At 38.6% G+C, this 18,572-nt stretch carries 16 protein-coding genes; 7 read left to right on the top strand and 9 right to left on the bottom strand.

The annotated features are described in order from the left end of the window. Positions 1–96 precede the first annotated feature (96 nt). Together ACPF64_RS17085 and lipA are read right to left on the bottom strand one after the other, a co-directional pair. Complete coding sequence (locus ACPF64_RS17085) at positions 97–2,559, bottom strand: acyl-CoA dehydrogenase (RefSeq protein WP_426454731.1); 2,463 nt, start codon at positions 2,557–2,559, stop codon at positions 97–99. Positions 2,560–2,839: 280 nt separating this feature from the next. Next, positions 2,840–3,853: a lipoyl synthase gene (lipA, locus tag ACPF64_RS17080; protein ID WP_003650609.1), complete on the bottom strand. Its 1,014-nt coding sequence runs from the start codon at positions 3,851–3,853 to the stop codon at positions 2,840–2,842. Positions 3,854–4,049: 196 nt separating this feature from the next. Here lipA and sthA point away from each other — a divergent pair, with 196 nt between their 5' ends. After that, positions 4,050–5,462 (top strand): Si-specific NAD(P)(+) transhydrogenase, encoded by a 1,413-nt coding sequence (sthA, locus tag ACPF64_RS17075; protein ID WP_003650611.1) that lies wholly within the window; start codon positions 4,050–4,052, stop codon positions 5,460–5,462. Positions 5,463–5,705: 243 nt separating this feature from the next. Here sthA and ACPF64_RS17070 read toward each other — a convergent pair whose 3' ends face one another. From ACPF64_RS17070 to map, 4 genes are all read right to left on the bottom strand, one after another. After that, on the bottom strand, positions 5,706–6,920 hold the full coding sequence (locus ACPF64_RS17070) for an MFS transporter (protein WP_151743295.1): 1,215 nt from the start codon (positions 6,918–6,920) through the stop codon (positions 5,706–5,708). A gap of 171 nt (positions 6,921–7,091) precedes the next feature. After that, positions 7,092–8,438 carry an MFS transporter gene (locus ACPF64_RS17065; RefSeq protein ID WP_426454728.1) on the bottom strand — a complete coding sequence of 449 codons (1,347 nt, stop codon included), beginning with the start codon at positions 8,436–8,438 and terminating at the stop codon, positions 7,092–7,094. A gap of 415 nt (positions 8,439–8,853) precedes the next feature. Then, positions 8,854–9,972, bottom strand: coding sequence for an OmpW/AlkL family protein (locus ACPF64_RS17060; RefSeq protein ID WP_426454726.1), 1,119 nt, complete (start codon positions 9,970–9,972; stop codon positions 8,854–8,856). A gap of 206 nt (positions 9,973–10,178) precedes the next feature. Then, entirely contained in the window at positions 10,179–11,003 is an 825-nt protein-coding gene (gene map, locus ACPF64_RS17055; RefSeq protein WP_004643502.1) for a type I methionyl aminopeptidase, read from the bottom strand. Positions 11,004–11,213: 210 nt separating this feature from the next. Between map and rpsB the strand changes: the two genes are divergently transcribed. The 6 genes from rpsB to ACPF64_RS17025 all read left to right on the top strand — a co-directional run bounded on the left by rpsB (position 11,214) and on the right by ACPF64_RS17025 (position 15,588). Next, positions 11,214–11,966: a 30S ribosomal protein S2 gene (gene rpsB, locus ACPF64_RS17050; protein WP_002118204.1), complete on the top strand. Its 753-nt coding sequence runs from the start codon at positions 11,214–11,216 to the stop codon at positions 11,964–11,966. Positions 11,967–12,103: 137 nt separating this feature from the next. Then, positions 12,104–12,979 carry a translation elongation factor Ts gene (gene tsf, locus ACPF64_RS17045; protein ID WP_151743292.1) on the top strand — a complete coding sequence of 292 codons (876 nt, stop codon included), beginning with the start codon at positions 12,104–12,106 and terminating at the stop codon, positions 12,977–12,979. A gap of 65 nt (positions 12,980–13,044) precedes the next feature. Then, positions 13,045–13,530: a DUF3465 domain-containing protein gene (locus tag ACPF64_RS17040; RefSeq protein ID WP_426454722.1), complete on the top strand. Its 486-nt coding sequence runs from the start codon at positions 13,045–13,047 to the stop codon at positions 13,528–13,530. Between the two features lie 104 nt (positions 13,531–13,634). Beyond that, a complete protein-coding gene (locus tag ACPF64_RS17035; RefSeq protein ID WP_426454720.1) occupies positions 13,635–14,459 on the top strand; it encodes a helix-turn-helix domain-containing protein in 825 nt (274 codons plus the stop codon). Positions 14,460–14,552: 93 nt separating this feature from the next. Further along, a complete protein-coding gene (locus ACPF64_RS17030; RefSeq protein ID WP_092706270.1) occupies positions 14,553–15,269 on the top strand; it encodes an AzlC family ABC transporter permease in 717 nt (238 codons plus the stop codon). Position 15,270: 1 nt separating this feature from the next. Beyond that, positions 15,271–15,588, top strand: coding sequence for an AzlD domain-containing protein (locus tag ACPF64_RS17025; RefSeq protein WP_045430063.1), 318 nt, complete (start codon positions 15,271–15,273; stop codon positions 15,586–15,588). Positions 15,589–15,632: 44 nt separating this feature from the next. Here the strand turns inward: ACPF64_RS17025 and ACPF64_RS17020 are convergent, their stop codons facing one another. The 3 genes from ACPF64_RS17020 to mltB all read right to left on the bottom strand — a co-directional run bounded on the left by ACPF64_RS17020 (position 15,633) and on the right by mltB (position 18,555). Then, entirely contained in the window at positions 15,633–16,082 is a 450-nt protein-coding gene (locus ACPF64_RS17020) for a DUF962 domain-containing protein (RefSeq protein WP_004643497.1), read from the bottom strand. Positions 16,083–16,652: 570 nt separating this feature from the next. Beyond that, the gene (locus ACPF64_RS17015) at positions 16,653–17,264 is read right to left on the bottom strand and encodes a septal ring lytic transglycosylase RlpA family protein (protein WP_151743288.1); all 612 of its coding nucleotides are present in this window, start codon (positions 17,262–17,264) and stop codon (positions 16,653–16,655) included. A gap of 289 nt (positions 17,265–17,553) precedes the next feature. Beyond that, on the bottom strand, positions 17,554–18,555 hold the full coding sequence (gene mltB, locus ACPF64_RS17010) for a lytic murein transglycosylase B (protein ID WP_092706268.1): 1,002 nt from the start codon (positions 18,553–18,555) through the stop codon (positions 17,554–17,556). Between the last annotated feature and the right edge of the window lie 17 nt (positions 18,556–18,572).

The following is an 18,572-nucleotide window of genomic DNA, read 5'->3' as shown; positions in this document are numbered from 1 at the left end:
TAAAAATAAAAGCGTCGATTGACGCTTTTATGGCTGTTTATTAATTAATGCGAATCAAAAGTGATTGCAATAGTGAATTAGTGGAGGCATCAGTCACTAAATTTGATGAGGGTTCGATAAAGGAAGATCTTTATTCAAATTTTCATCAAAAATATCTGTCAGCATGCTGTCGAATCGAATTGCGTTGTATTGCAATAATTGTTGAGCTTCGCTTTCAGAAATGAAACCTTCTTTTATCGCGTGTTCAATATTCTCTTCGAAAGTAAGTCCTTTAAATTTACCTTTAGATTCAGCTTTTTTAAACTTATCCCAAAGTGGTTCAAGGGTTCGTAGAATTTGGAATGTATGCTCTAAACGACCAGTCACATCATCGGCTTTGGTTGAATAAAATACGTGATGTTTAAGCTGTTCTCTAAAAGGATGCTCTTGCATCATGAGTTCAGCAACTTGCTGTTTTAACTCATCATCTGGTTTTGAAATGACACGACCAAAAGGGAAACAGATCCATTTCACAAATGCTGCGGGAAGTTTAGCTGGGAAGTTTTCAAATAAGCCCCAAAATGCTTCCTGAATATTCAAGAAAGCTTTTTGCAGAGCTAATTTAGCGTGAAGTTGTTCAGCTTCAGTTTTTTGACCAGCTTCATAAAACTTTAAAATTGCAGTAGAAATAAAAAGGTGAGCATGAATATCTGCCAAGCGTCCTGATAACATTTCTTTGCGTTTTAAGTCTCCTGCAAGTAAGCCAAGTGCCATATCTGCAACTAAAGCAAAGTTGGCACTAAAACGGTTAATCGTTTTATAGTAACTGGCAGTAAATTGATCTACTGACTGCGGAGCATCGCTTGAGCCACCTGTCCAACCATAAGCAAATGATTTTGCTCCGCGGTTAAAGGTATAGGCTAAATGTTTAAATAACAGATCATCGAATTTTTTGACTGAAGTGCTTTTATCTTCAGACTGAAGTAGTTGCAACTCTTCAAAAAGGTAAGGGTGACAACGCATTGAACCTTGACCAAAAATCATCAATGAACGGGTTAAAATATTTGCGCCTTCCACTGTAATTGCAATTGGAATTGCTTGATAGGTGAGTGCAAGGAAGTTACGTGGTCCAAGTTGAATTGCACGTCCTCCGGCAATATCCATTCCGTGATTAACCACTTTGCGCATCGTTTCAGTTGCATAATATTTTGCCATGGCGGTCATCACGGCGGGTGTTCCACCTTGATTTAGACCACACGTAACTAAATAACGGAATGCCTCAAGCATATAGGCATCACTTGCAATTTCACTCGTCGCTTCTTGTACACCTTCAAATTTGCCAACAGAGATATTAAATTGCTGGCGAATTTTCGCAAAAGCCCCTACGGTGAGATAGCTCATTTCACCTGCGGCTGTTGCTAAAGCTGGAAGTGAAATACCACGGCCAACACCTAAACATTCCATGAGCATACGCCAGCCTTTACCGGCATTTTCTTGTCCACCAATAATCCAGTCAATTGGAATAAAAACATCTTCTCCTTCTACGGTTCCATTCATAAATGGAGAACCTGGAAAATGACGCGCTCCTATTTTAATCCCCGTATGGCTTGCAGGAATGAGTGCACAGGTAATACCGTATTCTGTTTTATTTTTATCGCCGAGTAGACCCTCAGGGTCATACAGTTTAAATGCGAGGCCGACAACAGTGGCAATCGGAGCAAGGGTAATCCAGCGTTTAGAGAAATTCATGCGTAGACCAAGAACTTGAGCACCTTCATATTCGCCGTAACAAACAACCCCTGAATCTGGAATGGCACCTGCATCTGAACCCGCTTCTGGACTGGTTAAACCAAAACATGGAATCTCTTCACCTTTAGCAAGACCGGGTAAATATTGTTGTTTTTGAGCATCGGTACCGTAATGCATGAGCAGCTCACCCGGCCCCAATGAGTTAGGAACCATACAACTCACCGCGGTGGTGAGTGAGCGTGAAGCAATTTTGCTCATAATACGACTTTGTGCGAATGAGCTAAATTCTTTACCACCAAAAGACTTTGGAATAATGAGTCCTAAAAAACCTTTATCTTTAATAAATTGCCAAACTTCAGGGGGAAGATCTTTTAAGTGATGATGAATTTCCCATTCATTGAGCATGCTACAAAGTAGTTCAACTTCATTGTCTATAAAACTTTGCTCTTCTTCTGATAAAGTTGGGTAGGGATACTTTTCAAATTGAGACCAATCAGGTGCTCCCATGAATAACTCTTTTTCCCACCAACTGGTACCAGCCTCTAAAGCCTCTTGTTCTGTGGTACTAATGCTCGGCATTGAATTAGCTAAAGTCTTATAGGCTGGCTTGGTAATCAGGTTAAATCGTAATGGCTCAACTAAAATAATGATGCTGAGCGCAATAATTGGAATACCTAAAAGCAGAGACCATGGTGTTAGCAAGAATGCCGAAAGTATGGCAATAATAATGGCCACACCGCTACCAAGAACTTTATTTAAGTTAAAAAAGAAAATTGCCCATACTGCAATAAGCTGAATAATAAGACTTAATATAAAGAGTAGGAAAATCATACTTGCTCCTTGCTAGATAAGCCCTCAAGTTAGAAGTTACGAAAAAAGCGAGGAGAGATTTAAGGCTTAACTAGCTAATTTTAATGCTGTTTAAATTTAATTTTTTATATCGCAATTGATGTATATGCTAGAGCAGGGATATATCGTACTTTTAGGTATAAGATATTTTTGAGTGAAAGTGTAAGGGGTTATTTTATTGATTTGTCAAGAAATGTTATTGATTTTCTTATACAAATAAAAAGCCCTCTAATACAGAGGGCTTTTATAGATATTTAATTTATTAAGCTTCTACGACCTGAACAGCAATTTTCTTGGCAGGGTCTACTTTACGACGAACTTCTGGTACTGGTTCACCATGGTATTGACGATCAGCAAAGTAACTTGAACGAACCATTGGTGCAGACCAAATATTTCTAAAACCAAGTTTGCGGCCATGCTCTGCATAACGTTCAAACTCTTCTGGCGTTACAAAGCGGTCAATTGGTGCGTGTTGTTTAGAAGGCTGTAAATATTGACCAATAGTGACATAGTCAACATCGTGAGCGCGTAAGTCATCAAGTAATGCAATGACTTCTTCTTCAGTTTCACCAATACCCACCATCAAACCACATTTTGTTGGGATGTCAGGGCAATATTCTTTAAACATTTTGAGTAAGGTTAAAGAATGTTGATAGTCTGAACCTGGACGCATTGCTTTATATAAGCGAGGTACAGTCTCAATGTTGTGGTTAAATACGTCTGGCGGACATTCAGTCATAATGCGTAAAGCAATATCCATACGTCCACGGAAGTCAGGTACTAAAATCTCAAGCAATGTAGTTGGACTAAGCGCACGAGCTTCTTTAATACAGTCCACAAAGTGTTGTGCACCGCCGTCAAGCAAGTCATCACGGTCAACAGAAGTAATTACTGCGTACTTGAGTTTCAGATTGGAAATGGTTTCTGCCATGTGACGAGGTTCGTCAGCATCTAACGCATTTGGACGACCATGTGCAACATCACAGAAAGGACAACGGCGTGTACAAATATCGCCCATGATCATGAATGTTGCCGTACCGCCACCAAAACATTCTGGGAGGTTAGGACAAGCTGCTTCTTCACAAACGGTATGGAGTTTTTGAGCACGTAAAGTCGTTTTAATACGCTGAACTTCTTCTGGTGCCGTCATCTTGACACGAATCCAGTCAGGTTTACGCGGCACTTCAACCGTAGGTACAACTTTTACAGGAATTCTTGCGACTTTTTCTGCGCCACGAAGTTTTACACCCTGTTCAGGTTTACGGTGTTCTGACATATTTAACTTTTCCACTCGTTTATAGAGACATTGACATTGTATTATAGCGAAGTTCTTCAGTTAATAGCGGAAAATAACTATTCATATAATAAATGTGGTTATTCAGAAATATAGGGTTGAGAAATACATAAATTCACCGCATATTAGTCATAATCTATTATAAAATATGGTCATTCAAGAGAGGAAGGAGCTTTCAATGCCACGTAAAAAAGAGGTCGTTAGTGGGAATTTCGTTAAATACGATGCGGTAGTTCTCGGTTCTGGACCTGCAGGTGAAGGCGCGGCAATGAAGCTTGCAAAAGCGGGTAAGCGTGTTGCAATTGTAGATGTGCGTGATCAACTCGGTGGTAACTGTGCACATGTAGGAACAATTCCAAGTAAAGCATTACGTCAAACAGTTTCTAGTATCATTCGCTATCAGCGTGATCCAATGTTTCAAAAAGTAGGTGAATGGAAACAGTTCACCATGAAACAGGTTTTGCGTAATGCACATAAAGTGATTCAACAACAGGTTGATACACATACACGCTTTTATGACCGTAACAAGATTGGTGTATTCCACGGCCGTGCATATATTCAAGACAAAAATACAGTTTTAGTTTTTAGCCATGAAGGCATTAAAGAAACAATTATTTGTAAACAAGTTGTGATTGCTACAGGTAGTCGTCCTTATCATCCGCAAGGTCTCGACTTTGACCATCCTCGCGTATTTGATTCAGATAAAATTCTTGATCTTGATTACTCAATTCAAAAAATCATCATTTACGGCGCAGGTGTTATTGGTTGTGAATATGCCTCAATCTTTATTGGTCTAGACCATAAAGTTGACTTGATTAACACACAGCAAAAACTACTAAGCTATTTAGATGATGAAATTGCTGATGCTTTGTCTTATCACTTGCGTGAACAAGGTGTATTAATTCGTCACAATGAACAAATGGATCACCTAGAAACGTTTGATGACCATGTGGTTCTACATTTACAAAGTGGTAAAAAAATTAAAGCCGATGCCATTCTTTGGTGTAATGGCCGTTCTGGAAACACAGAAGGTTTAGGTCTTGAGAACGTTGGGTTAGTACCAAATAGCCGTGGTCAACTTTCAGTAAATGATCAGTACCAAACTGAAGTTGAAAATATCTATGCTGCTGGTGACGTGATTGGTTGGCCTTCATTAGCTTCGGCTGCTTATGACCAAGGGCGCTGTGCTGGCGCAAACATGAGTGGTGAAGATGCTAAACCAGTACGAGACATCCCAACTGGTATTTATACCATTCCGGAAATCTCATCAATTGGTAAAAATGAGCAGGAATTAACGGAAGAAAAAATTCCGTATGAAGTGGGTCAAGCTTCTTTCCGTCATTTAGCTCGTGCACAAATTACGGGTGATACAGTGGGTGAGTTAAAGATTCTTTTCCACCGTGACACTATGGAAATTTTAGGTATTCACTGTTTCGGTAATAACGCTGCTGAAATTATCCACATTGGGCAAGCAGTTATGCACAGCCCAAACAATACCTTGAAATATTTTGTTGAGACGACATTTAACTATCCAACAATGGCTGAAGCATATCGCGTAGCTGCGCTCAATGGTATGAATCGCTTGTTTTGATTTTAAATAAGTTTTCAATAAAAAAGCCCGCAAATCTGCGGGCTTTTTTATTTGCATTAGATCATACGATTTTTATATTTTTATGACAGTTCTGAGGAGTGATTTACGTGCTTTATATTTTAGTGGGTACAAAACGCTTGGTTAAAATATTCAAATAAATCTGGTGTTTGTTTCCATAAAATTATAGAAAGTACCAAAAACGCAGCTATGATAAAAGTCATAATTGTTTTCAATAGTAAGGCATTATGCGTCATGAATAACTGCCTCCTCATTAACAAAGAAGTGTACGATCACTCCTAGTATACTTAAGGCTATAGAACATAGCCAAATCGCATTGTAATTACCTGTTAAGTCATGGTTAACGCCGCCAAGCCATCCACCAAAGAAAGAACCGACTTGATGGGTGAAAAACACAATACCACTCAGCATCGATAGATATTTTACCCCAAACATATTTGCCACAATGCCATTTGTGAGCGGAACTGTAGAGAGCCATAAAAGGCCCATAATGACGCCAAAAGCATATACCGTATAAGTGCTTAAAGGTAATAGTAAAAAGGCAATGATCGCGATGCCACGGCTGCCGTAAAGTGCCATTAATAGTTTAGGCTTTGAGAAACGATCTCCTAACCAACCAGCACCGTAAGTTCCCACTACGTTAAATAGGCCCACCAATGCCAGAAATACAGTGCCAGTAGCCGCGTCAAATCCGTGGTCGATTAAATAGCCAGGCAAGTGAACGCCTAAGAAGACAACTTGGAATCCACAAACTAAAAAGCCTAAAGCTAACCACCAGAAGGGCTTATGTTTTCTGGCAATGTTAAGCACTTGTTTAAATGTGAGTTGAGGTTGAGCAATTGCTTTTGGTGTTTGATTGCTTGACCCTTTTAACATAAGCGCTAGCGGAATAATAAAAGCAATTAATAGCGCACTCACCATTAAGGCTGCTGACCATCCCACCGTTTTAAGTAAGAGCAGGGTAGATGGCAACATAATGAACTGACCGAAAGATCCAGCAGCACTCGCAATCCCCATTGCCATGCTTCTTTTTTCTGGTGGAGCAGCTCGACCTACTGCACTGAGTAAAACCGTAAATGAGGTTGCTGATAAAGCTAAGCCAATAATTAACCCCAGACTTAAATTTAAGATTAATACGCTTGAACTAAAAGCCATTAAGAGTAAGCCGAGGGCATAGAGCATGCCACCGACTGCGACAACAATTCGACTGCCATATTTGTCTGCGATTGCGCCGGTAAAAGGTTGAACGACTCCCCAGATCAGGTTTTGCATAGCAATAGCAAGGCTAAAAACATGTTGCCCCCAACCAAACTCATGACTCATCGGTACTAGATAGAGTCCGAAACCATGTCTGACTCCTAGAGAAAGAGCTAGAATAATTGCACTGCCAATCAACATATAGATGAGGGGCTGAGAAAATTGATTGCCAGTTTTAGTCATGATTAATGGAAAATTATAATAATGTGATGATTTATTGTAGAAGATATATCGAGTAATATCGATATATTTAGAGAGAATATTTAAGGCGAGCTAAAGAGTTAGTAGGGATTGTATTGCTTTATGCAAAAAGAGAAGAAGCAGAGCCAATTTGATCTCTGCTTCTTATAAAAATTAAGCTGCGGAATTACGTTCAAGTAATGCTTGTTCAAAAAGAACTTTTTCTTTTTCTTTATGTTCGGTGGTGAAGCGAATCAAAATTACACTACAGCCTGCGACCATAACCAGACCACCTAAAATAAACAGGCAAGTTTGAACATCAAGCAATCCTTTGAGTAAGAAACCAGCTGCGACAGCGCCAACGTTACCACCTGCACCAATAATTCCTGCAACGCCGCCTAATGCGTTACGGTCAATAAATGGTACGAGTGCATAAGTTGCACCACAAGCCATATGAGTAAACAATGCAAAAATGGTCATAGAGATGATTGCAAGAGCAACCACATTCATTTGTGAGAAGAGAATTAAGAATAAACCTTCACCTAAGATCATGAGTACGAGTACTTTTGTACGACCATCTAATCCTTTTTTGAGTGCAACTTTATCGGAGATGATCCCGCCAAGTGCACGAGCAAATAATGCCAGTAAACCAAATATCCCAGCAGTTAAACCAGCGGTTTTCAAATCCATTTTGAACTGATCGACATAGTACATTGCTGCAACGTTATGAATAAAAATTTCAATACCGAAGCATGCGCCGTAAGCTACAAATAAAATCCAGACACGGTAGTTGCGAGCGGCTTGCATTAAAATTGCTGTACCGCCTTTTTTACCACTACCAACATCCATGCCTTGCGCGCGAACTTCTTTAAAGTTCCCTTGAGGGCAATCTTGAGTTAATTTCCAGTAAAGGATGCCGACAATAACCATCATTATGCCGGGTACAATTAATGCCACACGCCATCCCATGGCTTGCTCAACACCAAACATCACAATGGCACCGAGCAATAAAGGCATTAATGCTTGAGTTGCACCCCCACCAGCATTTCCCCAACCAGCCGCCGCTGCATTTGCTGTGCCTACAACGTTAGGAGCAAACATAACGCTTGTATGGTATTGCGTAATTACGAAGCTTGCGCCAATTGCGCCAATGAGTAAGCGAAAGAACAGAAAAGATTCATAACTATTGGCAGCAGCTACACCAAATACTGGAATACTGCCAACTAATAGGAGGGTGGTGTACGTAATACGTGGACCATATTTGTCGCAGAGTGGCCCGACAATAAGCCGAACTAAAATCGTAATGGCAACAGCAGCAATATTAATATTGGCAATTTGATCTTTTGTTAAGCCAAACTCTCCTTTAATAACGGGCATTAATGGTGCACACGCAAACCATGCGAAGAAACATACAAAGAAAGCGAGCCATGTCATGTGGAAGGCACGCATTGCTGGAGTTGAAAAACTGAATAATTTAATCTCAGTTGCTTTTTTTGCATCTAGATTTACATTTGAAGACATACGCCGTCCCCCTGAACTGAACGAAATTTAATTTGCATGGCAATAAGTTGCCTATCTGCAGACCGATCAGAGCGGACATCGTTGGCCGTCTTGGTTTATTCATTGAATCAGCGTTGATTCATTATGCTATGAATAAAGCAAAGGGCGTGCCAAAAAATGAATTTTACTAAAAAGGAAAAATTACTTTCTAATTTTATTAAGTTAGTTTGTGAAGATAAAAATAACTAAAAAAAGAAGATCGAAACGAGAGGAGGGTTATAAGAGTATAGGGACTTAGTTTTATCTGTTGTGTTTATAAAAAATGCTCATTTTTTTAGCATTTTGATTTAAAAAGAAGCAATTTGTAGATGCTTATAGATTGAAAGAAAGCTATAAAAACGTGCATAAGTTTTTATAGCTTTATATAAAACAAAAGTTAGAAGCGGTAACCGACACCAACATATGAAATGAGTGGGTCAATATCAATTTTGGTATTCGCTTTAATTAGCTCTTTACCTGTATTTTGGTCAGTCACATAGATTTTTGCTTCACTATTCATTTTGGAATACGAAACTGAACCAACAGCAAACCAGTTTGGGTTAAAGTCATAAGTTGCACCTAAAGTTACAATAGGTGCAAAAGTATCCGTCGCCTCTAGTTTCACGATAGGATTCGCTGATGATGTTTTGCGATCTAATGCTGCCCCAGCTTTACCATCATGGATATTCTGGATCATGTGACCCGCTTGAATTAAATCAGCTTCAATACCGGAATTCATTTTTAAATCATTAAAGTATGCATACATCACGCCAGCTCCGATATAAGGACGGAACTTATTTACACCTGTTTTACCAAATTGATAATGTAGTTCAACGGCTGGTAACCATGCGCGTGCGGTCGCAGCCTTGCCTCCCTGAGAAAGATCAGTAATATGAAGGTCTTGTTTTAAAGGAATATCTCCACCCGCATTGGAAATTCCACCTCCTATGATTTCTCCAATCGAAGACCCATCTTTTAGTGGAGTCGCTTTTCCAGAAAGGGGAGCGTAAATATTACCTTTTCCATTAATATCTACTTTAGGGGGAATACCACCTTTAATTTCTAAAGATAAATTATCCGTAAAGTTGTAGTTAAACATAAGACCAACAGTATCAACATCACTAGCTTCTAAGCCAGAACCTTGTTGTTCCCATTGAGAAAGACCATTAACTTCTGCTGTACCTGCAAGTGAAGAGGGAAGAGTGTCTGTAAACTTATCAAGAAGGCTAATAGTGCTATACCAGAATTTTCCTGAAGTTTTACTTTGGTCGATTGCATCTAAAACGGCTTTTGTAGATACATCTCCAACTTTAGATTTTGTACCTTCTGCAACGCTAGTATTGATATTGACAGGGTTTCCTGAGCCTTGAGGCATTGCATGTAACCAGCCAGCGGAGACAGAAAAACGTTTGAAACCATCACCATCTTTTAAACTAAAATATGGGGAAGCGGCAGAGGTGATTGTTGGCAGAGCAAAAAAGGCAGCTGTCATACAAAATAATGACTTTTTCATCATAAAAGGACTCCATGTCCGGCATTTGTTTACTGATTTTTATTGAGCCCACCATACCGTGTTTTATTAAAAAGATTGTGTATTAAAAATTAATAATTGTAATTTTTTTGAAATAATTGTTTATATTTAGCAATATTTATTAATTAAAAATACATAATAAATAATAAAAGGCTACATAAAGTAGCCTTTTATTAAATGTAATTAAATGATTAGTTGAAGCGAGATAAGTCTTCTTCAGGGCGTGCAGTCAAGACTTCAATGCCCGTTTGAGTCACTAAAATAGTATGTTCATATTGAGCTGAAAGTTTATGGTCTTTCGTTACAACAGTCCATTTGTCGCCTAACAGTTTAGTTTGCCATACGCCTGCATTTACCATAGGTTCAATGGTAAAAGTCATACCTGCTTCCAGACGCATACCGGTACCAGCTTGACCATAATGTAATACTTGAGGCTCATCATGGAAAACAGTTCCAATACCGTGACCACAATATTCACGTACTACACTAAAACGTTCTGATTCGACATATTTTTGGATTGCATGGCCAATATCACCTAAATATGAACCATCTTTAACAGTTGCCATACCTCGGTACATGGCTTCTTGAGCAACCTTGCATAGACGGTTAGCTAAAATAGAAGTTTCGCCACCGATGACGTACATCATATTGGTATCACCGTGATAGCCATCTTTAATCACAGTTACGTCAATATTAAGAATGTCACCATTTTTTAAGATTTTATTTTCAGAGGGAATACCATGACAGACAACATGGTTAACCGAAGTACAAATAGAGTGCTGAAAAGCAGGGCGTCCAGGAGCGCCACCATAGCCGACACAGGCAGGAATAGCATGCTGTACATTTTCAATGTGGTTACGGCAAATGGTATCAAGTTCAAGTGTACTTACACCTGCCTTAATATAGGGCTTGATCATCTCTAGAACTTCAGCCGCCAGTCGTCCTGCAATGCGCATTTTTTCAATTTCATCTGGAGTTTTGATTAATCGACGTGGAGCTGTATAAGTACTGTTCATGATCTCTAAAAACTTTTGGTAATTTACAAGTGTCTATGGTATAAATAGCCGCCCATTTTATCAAATGCTTTTCGTGAATATCTTTTACGAACAATTTTGATAGATGGGGTAAAAAATCCGCACATATATCGTCACATTACTCTGGGTGCCTGTAAAAGGGTGGAGAATGCGGATATATGGAGGCCTAACCCAAACTTTAAGGTAAAGAAAATGGCAGATTACAACGTAAGCATGCGCGACCTTCTTCAAGCTGGCGCGCACTTTGGTCACCAAACACGTTTCTGGAACCCAAAAATGCGTCAATACATTTTTGGCGCGCGTAACAAAATTCACATCATCAACCTTGAGCACACTGTTCCTGCGTTAAATGATGCTTTGAACTTCGCTAACCAATTAGCAAGCAAAAAGAACAAAGTTTTGTTTGTTGGTACAAAACGTGCTGCTTCTAACATCATCCGTGAACAAGCTCAACGCGCTGGTCAACCATATGTAGATCACCGCTGGTTAGGTGGTATGTTGACGAACTGGAAAACACTTCGCCAATCTATCAACCGTTTAAAAGATCTTCAAACTCAATCTCAAGATGGTACTTTTGCTAAGCTTACTAAACGTGAAGCTTTAGAACGTGCTCGTGAGATGGAAAAACTTGAGCGCTCTTTAGGCGGCGTTAAAAACATGGGTGGTTTACCTGACGCATTATTTGTAATCGACGTTGATCACGAAGCGATTGCAATCAAAGAAGCGAAGAACTTAGGTATTCCTGTTATCGGTATCGTTGATACAAACTCTAACCCAGACAACGTTGATTATGTTATTCCGGGTAACGACGATGCGATCCGTGCAGTAACTCTATATGCTTCAGCTATGGCTGACGCAATTCTTGCTGGTAAAGAATACGCTCAATCTCAAGCGAACGCTCAAGCAAAAGGCGATGACGCTGCGAAAGACGCTTCTGAGGCTTAATGCGTTTTGACGCAGGCTTGTCATTTTTGCGACATGTAATGGTGGCAAATTAAGCGTCGAGAGTGCAAACGGCCCAGAGTTTCTTTGGGCCGTTTTTGTTTAAAAGATTTATTTTCTACCGATTTTAGGAGATCAACATGACTGCAATTACTGCAAGCATGGTAAAAGAATTACGTGACCGTACTGGTCTTGCAATGATGGAATGCAAAAAAGCATTAACAGAAGCGAACGGTGACATCGAGCTTGCTATTGATAACCTTCGTAAATCTGGTCAAGCTAAAGCTGCTAAAAAAGCAGGTAACATTGCTGCTGACGGTGCAATCACAATCGTTCAAGAAGGCAACAAAGCAATTTTAGTTGAAGTTAACTGTCAAACTGACTTCGTTGCTAAAGACGAAAACTTCTCTAACTTCTCAAAAGCTGTTGCTACTGCTGCATTAGCTGCTGGTGAAACTGATGCTGCTAAAATCGCTGAATTAAAATTAGCAGACGGTCAAACAGTTGAAGAAGCTCGTATTGCACTTGTTCAAAAAATCGGTGAAAACATCCAAGTTCGTCGCGCGAAAATCGTTGAAGGCGAAAACTTGGCTATCTACAAGCACGGTTTAAAAATTGGTGTTGTAGTTTCTTATACTGGTGATGCTGATACTGGTAAAGGTATTGCAATGCACGTTGCTGCATTCAACCCAGTAGCTGTAAATGCTGAAGCTGTTCCTGCTGACCTTATCGCTAAAGAAAAAGAAATTGCTGAAGCGAAAGCGTTAGAATCTGGCAAACCAGCTAATATCGTTGAAAAAATGGTAACTGGTTCTGTTGATAAATATTTGAACGAAGTTGCTCTTGATCGTCAAATGTACGTAATCGACAACGACAAAAAAGTTGCTGATGTATTAAAAGCAACTGGTACTACTGTTGCTAACTTCGTACGTTTCGAAGTTGGTGAAGGTATCGAGAAGAAAGTAGAACTTAGCTTCGCTGAAGAAGTTGCTGCTGCTCAAGCTGCTGCGAAGTAATTCGTATCACGATAAAAAAAGCCCCTTTGGGGCTTTTTTTATCTCAACTAAAATGAGGGCTTAGCATGATAAATAAAAAAAATCTTAGTATTGGCAGTGTCATTATTTTATTGGTTGCTGGATATTTTGGTCTAGATTTATCTGGGCATAAGCAAAATCAATTACCGTCAACAACCATACCCGAAGCCCAGCATACAGAAACTACATTACCAAGTAATGGAGTCGACAACATAAAAGCTGCTCATGAGCAGAGACAAAGTAATGTTCAAGTGCAGGGGAGTGGTCGGGTCAAAGCAATTTTAAGAGATGATAATGATGGGTCGAGACACCAGAAATTTATTCTTGTATTAAAAAATGGCCTTTCAATTTTAGTCGCACATAATATCGATTTAGCACCCAAAATTCCTAATTTAAAAAAAGGTGACGTGGTAGAGTTTTATGGCGAATATGAATACAACCCTAAAGGTGGTGTATTACACTGGACTCATCGTGATCCACAAAGTCGTCATGAAAGCGGTTGGCTCAAACATCATGGGCAAATCTATCAATAAAGCCGAATAAACGAATAAAGAGATTGTTTTTATAGAGCAATTTTATTCTATTCAGTTTTTTAAAACATGCTATGGTTTTTTTATTGAATGGATGAGACGTATTTATGCAGCGGGAGCAAGCCGATTATCTGCATGTGCGAGAGCTGGGCGGTTTAGAGTTATTAAAAGCACATTATCACCAAACGCAATTTTCGAAGCATACTCATGAAGGGTATTGTATTGGTGTGATTGAAGAGGGTGCACAGTCTTTTTTTAGGACAGGCCAGCTACATGTAGCTCCCAAAGGCGATATTATTTTAGTAAATGCTGACGAGATTCATACGGGTTCATCTGCTGTTGAGTCGGGTTGGCGATATCGGGCGATTTATCCCACACCTGAAATGTTGGCAGAAGTCAGTCAAGACTTTTTTGAAAATTCACGTGGGGCGCCGTGGTTTCCTCAAGCTGTGATTCATGACTTGGGTTTGGCCCAACAACTTTGTTTACTCTTTGATTTGTTAGAACAAAAAGATAATTTCTTACTCAAAGAAACAATGTATTTGTCTACTTTAGCCTGTCTAATGAAGCGACATGGTAAATCAAATCAGACTTTTTGTGAGCTGCCAGAGGCGTATTCAAAAATATTAAGAGTTAAAGAGTTACTGGTAGAAATGCCTGAAACGAATTTTTCTTTGCAAGATCTGGCTGACATGGTGGGCTTGAGCGCATGGCATTTCTTAAGACAATTTAAAAAATATGTGGGCTTGCCACCTCATGCTTGGCTTGTTCAAGCGCGCTTACAAAAAGCAAGACAATTATTAAAACAGGGTGACCAAATTGCGATGGTGGCACAGCAGTGTGGCTTTTCTGATCAAAGCCATTTTAATCGCCACTTTAAAAAAGCAATGGGAGTGACACCAACTCAATATGTAGCTAGTCTAAATAACTAAATTATTAAAAATTTATTTACAGCAATTTTATTCAATATAAGTCGGCTTTAATCAAGCATTTTATAGAGATGCTTCTTATATTGGATTCTATATATGAATATTCAGCTTAATCAGTCGGTTGAGTTTCCAAAAAATAAGCCATCCTATCTTTTTTTGCGCGGTGCAATGGATATTTTACCGTTGTCAATTTCTGTTATTCCATGGGCAATTTTAGCAGGCTCTATGGCAATTCATGCAGGTTTATCTTTCTATAAGGCGCTTGCGATGTCGGGAATTGTCTTTGCTGGAGCAGCGCAATTAGTTAGCTTAAGCATGGTAATGGAAGGTGCATCCACTTTTACAATTTATGTGACGATTTTCTTTTTAACAGCTCAGCATTTTATTTATGCATTAACTTTAAGAAATGACATTTCTATTTTGCCTCTTTCGAAACGATTAAGTTTGGGTTTTTTATTAACAGATGAATTATTTGCGGTGTGTGCATCCGGTGAAAAAAGGCAGCCAGAATATCTGTTGGGTGCAGGTCTATCTTTTTATTTATTCTGGGTAGTGTTTAGCTTGGTAGGAATACTTTTAGCAACAGTGATTCCTGATTTATTAAATTATCATTTAGATTTTTCAATTGTGGCTATTTTTGTTGCCATGATCGTACCGTTATGTAAGGGGTTGCCTGTACTTGCTGGTGTGCTAATGACCTGTTTTAGCGGATTTTTCTTTAAATTTTATCAGGTTGAAGGGGCGATTTTACTTTCAGGATTACTAGGGATGTTGGTTGCTGTGTTAACTGAAAAAATAGAGAAGGAGCGATAATATGTCCTGGTTCATGATTTTAGGCTTGGCAGCAATCATCTTTTTTAATCGTTATTATTTTTTAGAGCCTAACGTTAAAATTAAACTGCCTCTTATTATGAATAAGATGCTTAATTATTCTGCTCCCTGTTTATTAACAGCAATTTGTATTCCGGTTGTTTTTTTTGATGGCGATAATTTAAAAGGAGTTTTAGATAATTCTTATATTTATGCAGCAATCTTTTGTATTGTAATTTCCATTTATCTAAAAAGAGTACTTTTAAGTGTTATCGCTAGTTTAGTTTTTTTCTATTTTATAAATTTTCTAATAAATCAGTAAAATGTAAAAAGCTGAATCGAGATGATCCAGCTTTAATTTAATCATTAGGAAAGAGCGTGTTTTTGTCTGCTTTTCCATTTAGGTAAGATTTTTCCTAGATAGGCATCCATGCACCAAACTGGTCCAATCAGTAGAAATTGTAAATCTTTAAAGAAAGATGGCTTTTTGCCCTCGATTTTATGGCCATAAAACTGTCCGACCCAAGCAACTACAAAAATAGCGATATAAAATCCTACTCCTACAGGTAGGGTGTAAATAAGCCACGCCATAACCACCAGTAAAGCAGCCATTGCAACAGCAAGTACAAGATCTAAACGTGCATAAAATACGAGAGTCAGTACAAGTAATAGGGCTGTGAGTAAAGCGCTGAAATGGGCAATGATTCCAATAATAGAAAATAAAATAGCAGGAACGCAGAGCCAGTGAATTTGCTTGTTTGTTGGGTTTTGATGGCTTTCGCTATATTCATCAAACCATTCTGTAATGGATTTCATTAATGGCACACTCCTTGTTTTAGGTTTGATTTATTTTTTCTGAGTATATTTTATCCTGCTCTTAAGGTGGGCGACAAGAAACCGGTATTATTCAACTATAGGAACTTGGCAATAAAGATTTAAAAAGAACATGAGAAAAACGTAATGTCTGGGTGATAGAAAAAGTACTCAATGTAACCTTGAGAATGATGCAATATTTCAGAATATTTTTTATAGGTTGCTATATGATGAAATCATCAAAAAAAGTGTGATTTTGAGATAGGTGGGAAAATTGCATGAAAAAGCTCTAGTTATCTACTCTAAAAACGCCATAATTAGCCTTTATTTTATAAAAATGGTACTAGGGTAGCGGAAATTTAATAAAGTTGCTCTAAACGCAATTTAGAAGCAAAATAAGCTTGGATAAGATAAACGTACTTTTTTGTGTAAAAAATATTCAAATTTAAGGAGTGAGAAGGGCTAAAAAAGATAATTTTTTAAACCTAAGTTAGAAATTATTTTTATAGTTTAAAACATAAAAAAGCCGCAGAAAAAATTGCGGCTTTTTACATGAACTCTAGAGGCTATAACTTATGAAGTAGGACCATCAACACGTTCAATATTTACTTTTGCAGTTCCAGCATTGGTAATGCCAAGACGTTTAGCTGCACCGTATGATAGGTCAAGTACACGATTGCCATGGAAAGGACCACGGTCATTTACTTTTACAACCACACTTTTACCATTGTCTTTGTTGGTTACTCGGATGTAACAGTTCAATGGTAGGCTACGGTGAGCAGCAGTGAGAGCATTCATATCGAATGTTTCACCATTTGCTGTTTTACGACCATGGAATTGACGACCATACCATGAAGCCATGCCAGTTTGGCTAAACTTACGAACAGTGTTTGAAGCTACTGTGTTAAGTTTTTCAATCACTGAAGGCTCATCTTCAGGGATTTCAATTTTTGCTGCGATAGCTTGACGACGAATTTGGTCGCCAGAACGTTCAGTGATTGAAAGACTGTTAATATTAGAAAAACGAGAATTAAAATTTTGAGTATCTTTACTCAATACACGAGCTGCTAAATTAGAGCCATCTACATCACTATTTAATGATGAAGATTGCACCATTTCAGCGTGCAATGGGGCCATACTTAAACTAGCCGTCAGTGCAAGAACGTATTTCAGCGATAACTGCATTTGTATAAACTCCTGAGAACATGTACTTTTTTCTTTCAGCGATTGACTGAAATTTAAAGTGAACATGTCTGATTATTCACTTTTGCAATTGCTACATTGGGGTGGATAATATTCATCGCTTACGGAGAGTGTCTAGTCTTTAACGAGAAATCGTTACAAAAAGGGCAAAAACTTACAGTTCTGGGTTAAAAAATAATCAAAAGTGTAACAAAATATTAAATTTGTGCGTATTGTGATCTGTTTAACAAAAATATTTATTGACTTTTACATGACTCACAAAAAAGCTAGCCTATCGGCTAGCCACTTCAGTGCCTAATAACCATACAGCAGTCGCATACATACGGCTCTTATTATAGGTCGTAATCACTTGAAAATTCGGGTAAGTTAAATAGTAAATTGGACCGTTATAGTCTTGTAATTGAATAACATTCACCATATCCAGATCATCAATTTTAACTAAAGGATTTAATGGTGAGATGCCTAGTGTCTTTAATGCACCATATGGAAAAGGCTGAGTTAAATCTTTGGCAATAATACTTTCCGGATTTGACCCCGTGTAACGCGCCATAAATCCGATAGGCTGATCGCGTTGCCATCCTTGTTTTGCTAAGTAGTTTGCGATTGAACCAATTGCATCTTCTGCCGAGTTTCTTAAATCGATATGTCCATTACCGTCATAATCGACACCATATTTACTAATATTGCTCGGCATAAATTGTGGATAGCCAATTGCGCCTGCGTAGGAACCTACAATACTATTTGTTGGGTAGCCTTCTTTATAAGTCCATGCAATAAGGGCAGCTAACTCATCGCCAAAATATTCAGCACGGCGAGGGTAGCCAAAAGCAAGTGTAGCTAAGGCATCACGTGTAATAAAAGAACCTTTATTCGCGCCATAGCCTGTTTCAACACCCAAAATGCCCAAAATGACAGCTTGAGATACACCATATTGTTGTTCAGCGCGATTTAAAGCATCTGCATATTGGTTTTTGAAACGGACGCCACGTTGAATTGTCCCTTCAACCAAAAACATAGAACGGTAGTCATACCAAGGTTTGCTTTCCCCTGGACGAGTCATAATATTTAGAATGTTTGGTAAATTCTTTGCACCACTCATGGCTGCATCAACTTGATCGCCACTTAACCCATAAGCGCTCATCGTTTTTTGTTTAAAATTTACATAATCAGGATGTGTTGCAAAATCGTTGGCCTGAGCGAAGTGACTTGTACTGATTAAACCAGTACACAAAGCGAGCATTTTTAAAGTTTTATTTAAGTGTTGAGACAACATATCGTTTTAAAATTCCA

The sequence above is a fragment of the Acinetobacter sp. KB005 genome (assembly GCF_049949095.1).
GTDB classification, from domain to species: domain Bacteria; phylum Pseudomonadota; class Gammaproteobacteria; order Pseudomonadales; family Moraxellaceae; genus Acinetobacter; species Acinetobacter calcoaceticus.
This window is presented reverse-complemented; position numbering and strand designations above follow the sequence as displayed.

Coding starts and splice junctions, on each gene's coding strand:
- ACPF64_RS17085 (WP_426454731.1), bottom strand. CDS start 2,559: ATGATTTTCCTACTCTTTATATTAAGTCTTATTATTCAGCTTATTGCA.
- lipA (WP_003650609.1), bottom strand. CDS start 3,853: ATGTCAGAACACCGTAAACCTGAACAGGGTGTAAAACTTCGTGGCGCA.
- sthA (WP_003650611.1), top strand. CDS start 4,050: ATGCCACGTAAAAAAGAGGTCGTTAGTGGGAATTTCGTTAAATACGAT.
- ACPF64_RS17070 (WP_151743295.1), bottom strand. CDS start 6,920: ATGACTAAAACTGGCAATCAATTTTCTCAGCCCCTCATCTATATGTTG.
- ACPF64_RS17065 (WP_426454728.1), bottom strand. CDS start 8,438: ATGTCTTCAAATGTAAATCTAGATGCAAAAAAAGCAACTGAGATTAAA.
- ACPF64_RS17060 (WP_426454726.1), bottom strand. CDS start 9,972: ATGATGAAAAAGTCATTATTTTGTATGACAGCTGCCTTTTTTGCTCTG.
- map (WP_004643502.1), bottom strand. CDS start 11,003: ATGAACAGTACTTATACAGCTCCACGTCGATTAATCAAAACTCCAGAT.
- rpsB (WP_002118204.1), top strand. CDS start 11,214: ATGGCAGATTACAACGTAAGCATGCGCGACCTTCTTCAAGCTGGCGCG.
- tsf (WP_151743292.1), top strand. CDS start 12,104: ATGACTGCAATTACTGCAAGCATGGTAAAAGAATTACGTGACCGTACT.
- ACPF64_RS17040 (WP_426454722.1), top strand. CDS start 13,045: ATGATAAATAAAAAAAATCTTAGTATTGGCAGTGTCATTATTTTATTG.
- ACPF64_RS17035 (WP_426454720.1), top strand. CDS start 13,635: ATGCAGCGGGAGCAAGCCGATTATCTGCATGTGCGAGAGCTGGGCGGT.
- ACPF64_RS17030 (WP_092706270.1), top strand. CDS start 14,553: ATGAATATTCAGCTTAATCAGTCGGTTGAGTTTCCAAAAAATAAGCCA.
- ACPF64_RS17025 (WP_045430063.1), top strand. CDS start 15,271: ATGTCCTGGTTCATGATTTTAGGCTTGGCAGCAATCATCTTTTTTAAT.
- ACPF64_RS17020 (WP_004643497.1), bottom strand. CDS start 16,082: ATGAAATCCATTACAGAATGGTTTGATGAATATAGCGAAAGCCATCAA.
- ACPF64_RS17015 (WP_151743288.1), bottom strand. CDS start 17,264: ATGCAGTTATCGCTGAAATACGTTCTTGCACTGACGGCTAGTTTAAGT.
- mltB (WP_092706268.1), bottom strand. CDS start 18,555: ATGTTGTCTCAACACTTAAATAAAACTTTAAAAATGCTCGCTTTGTGT.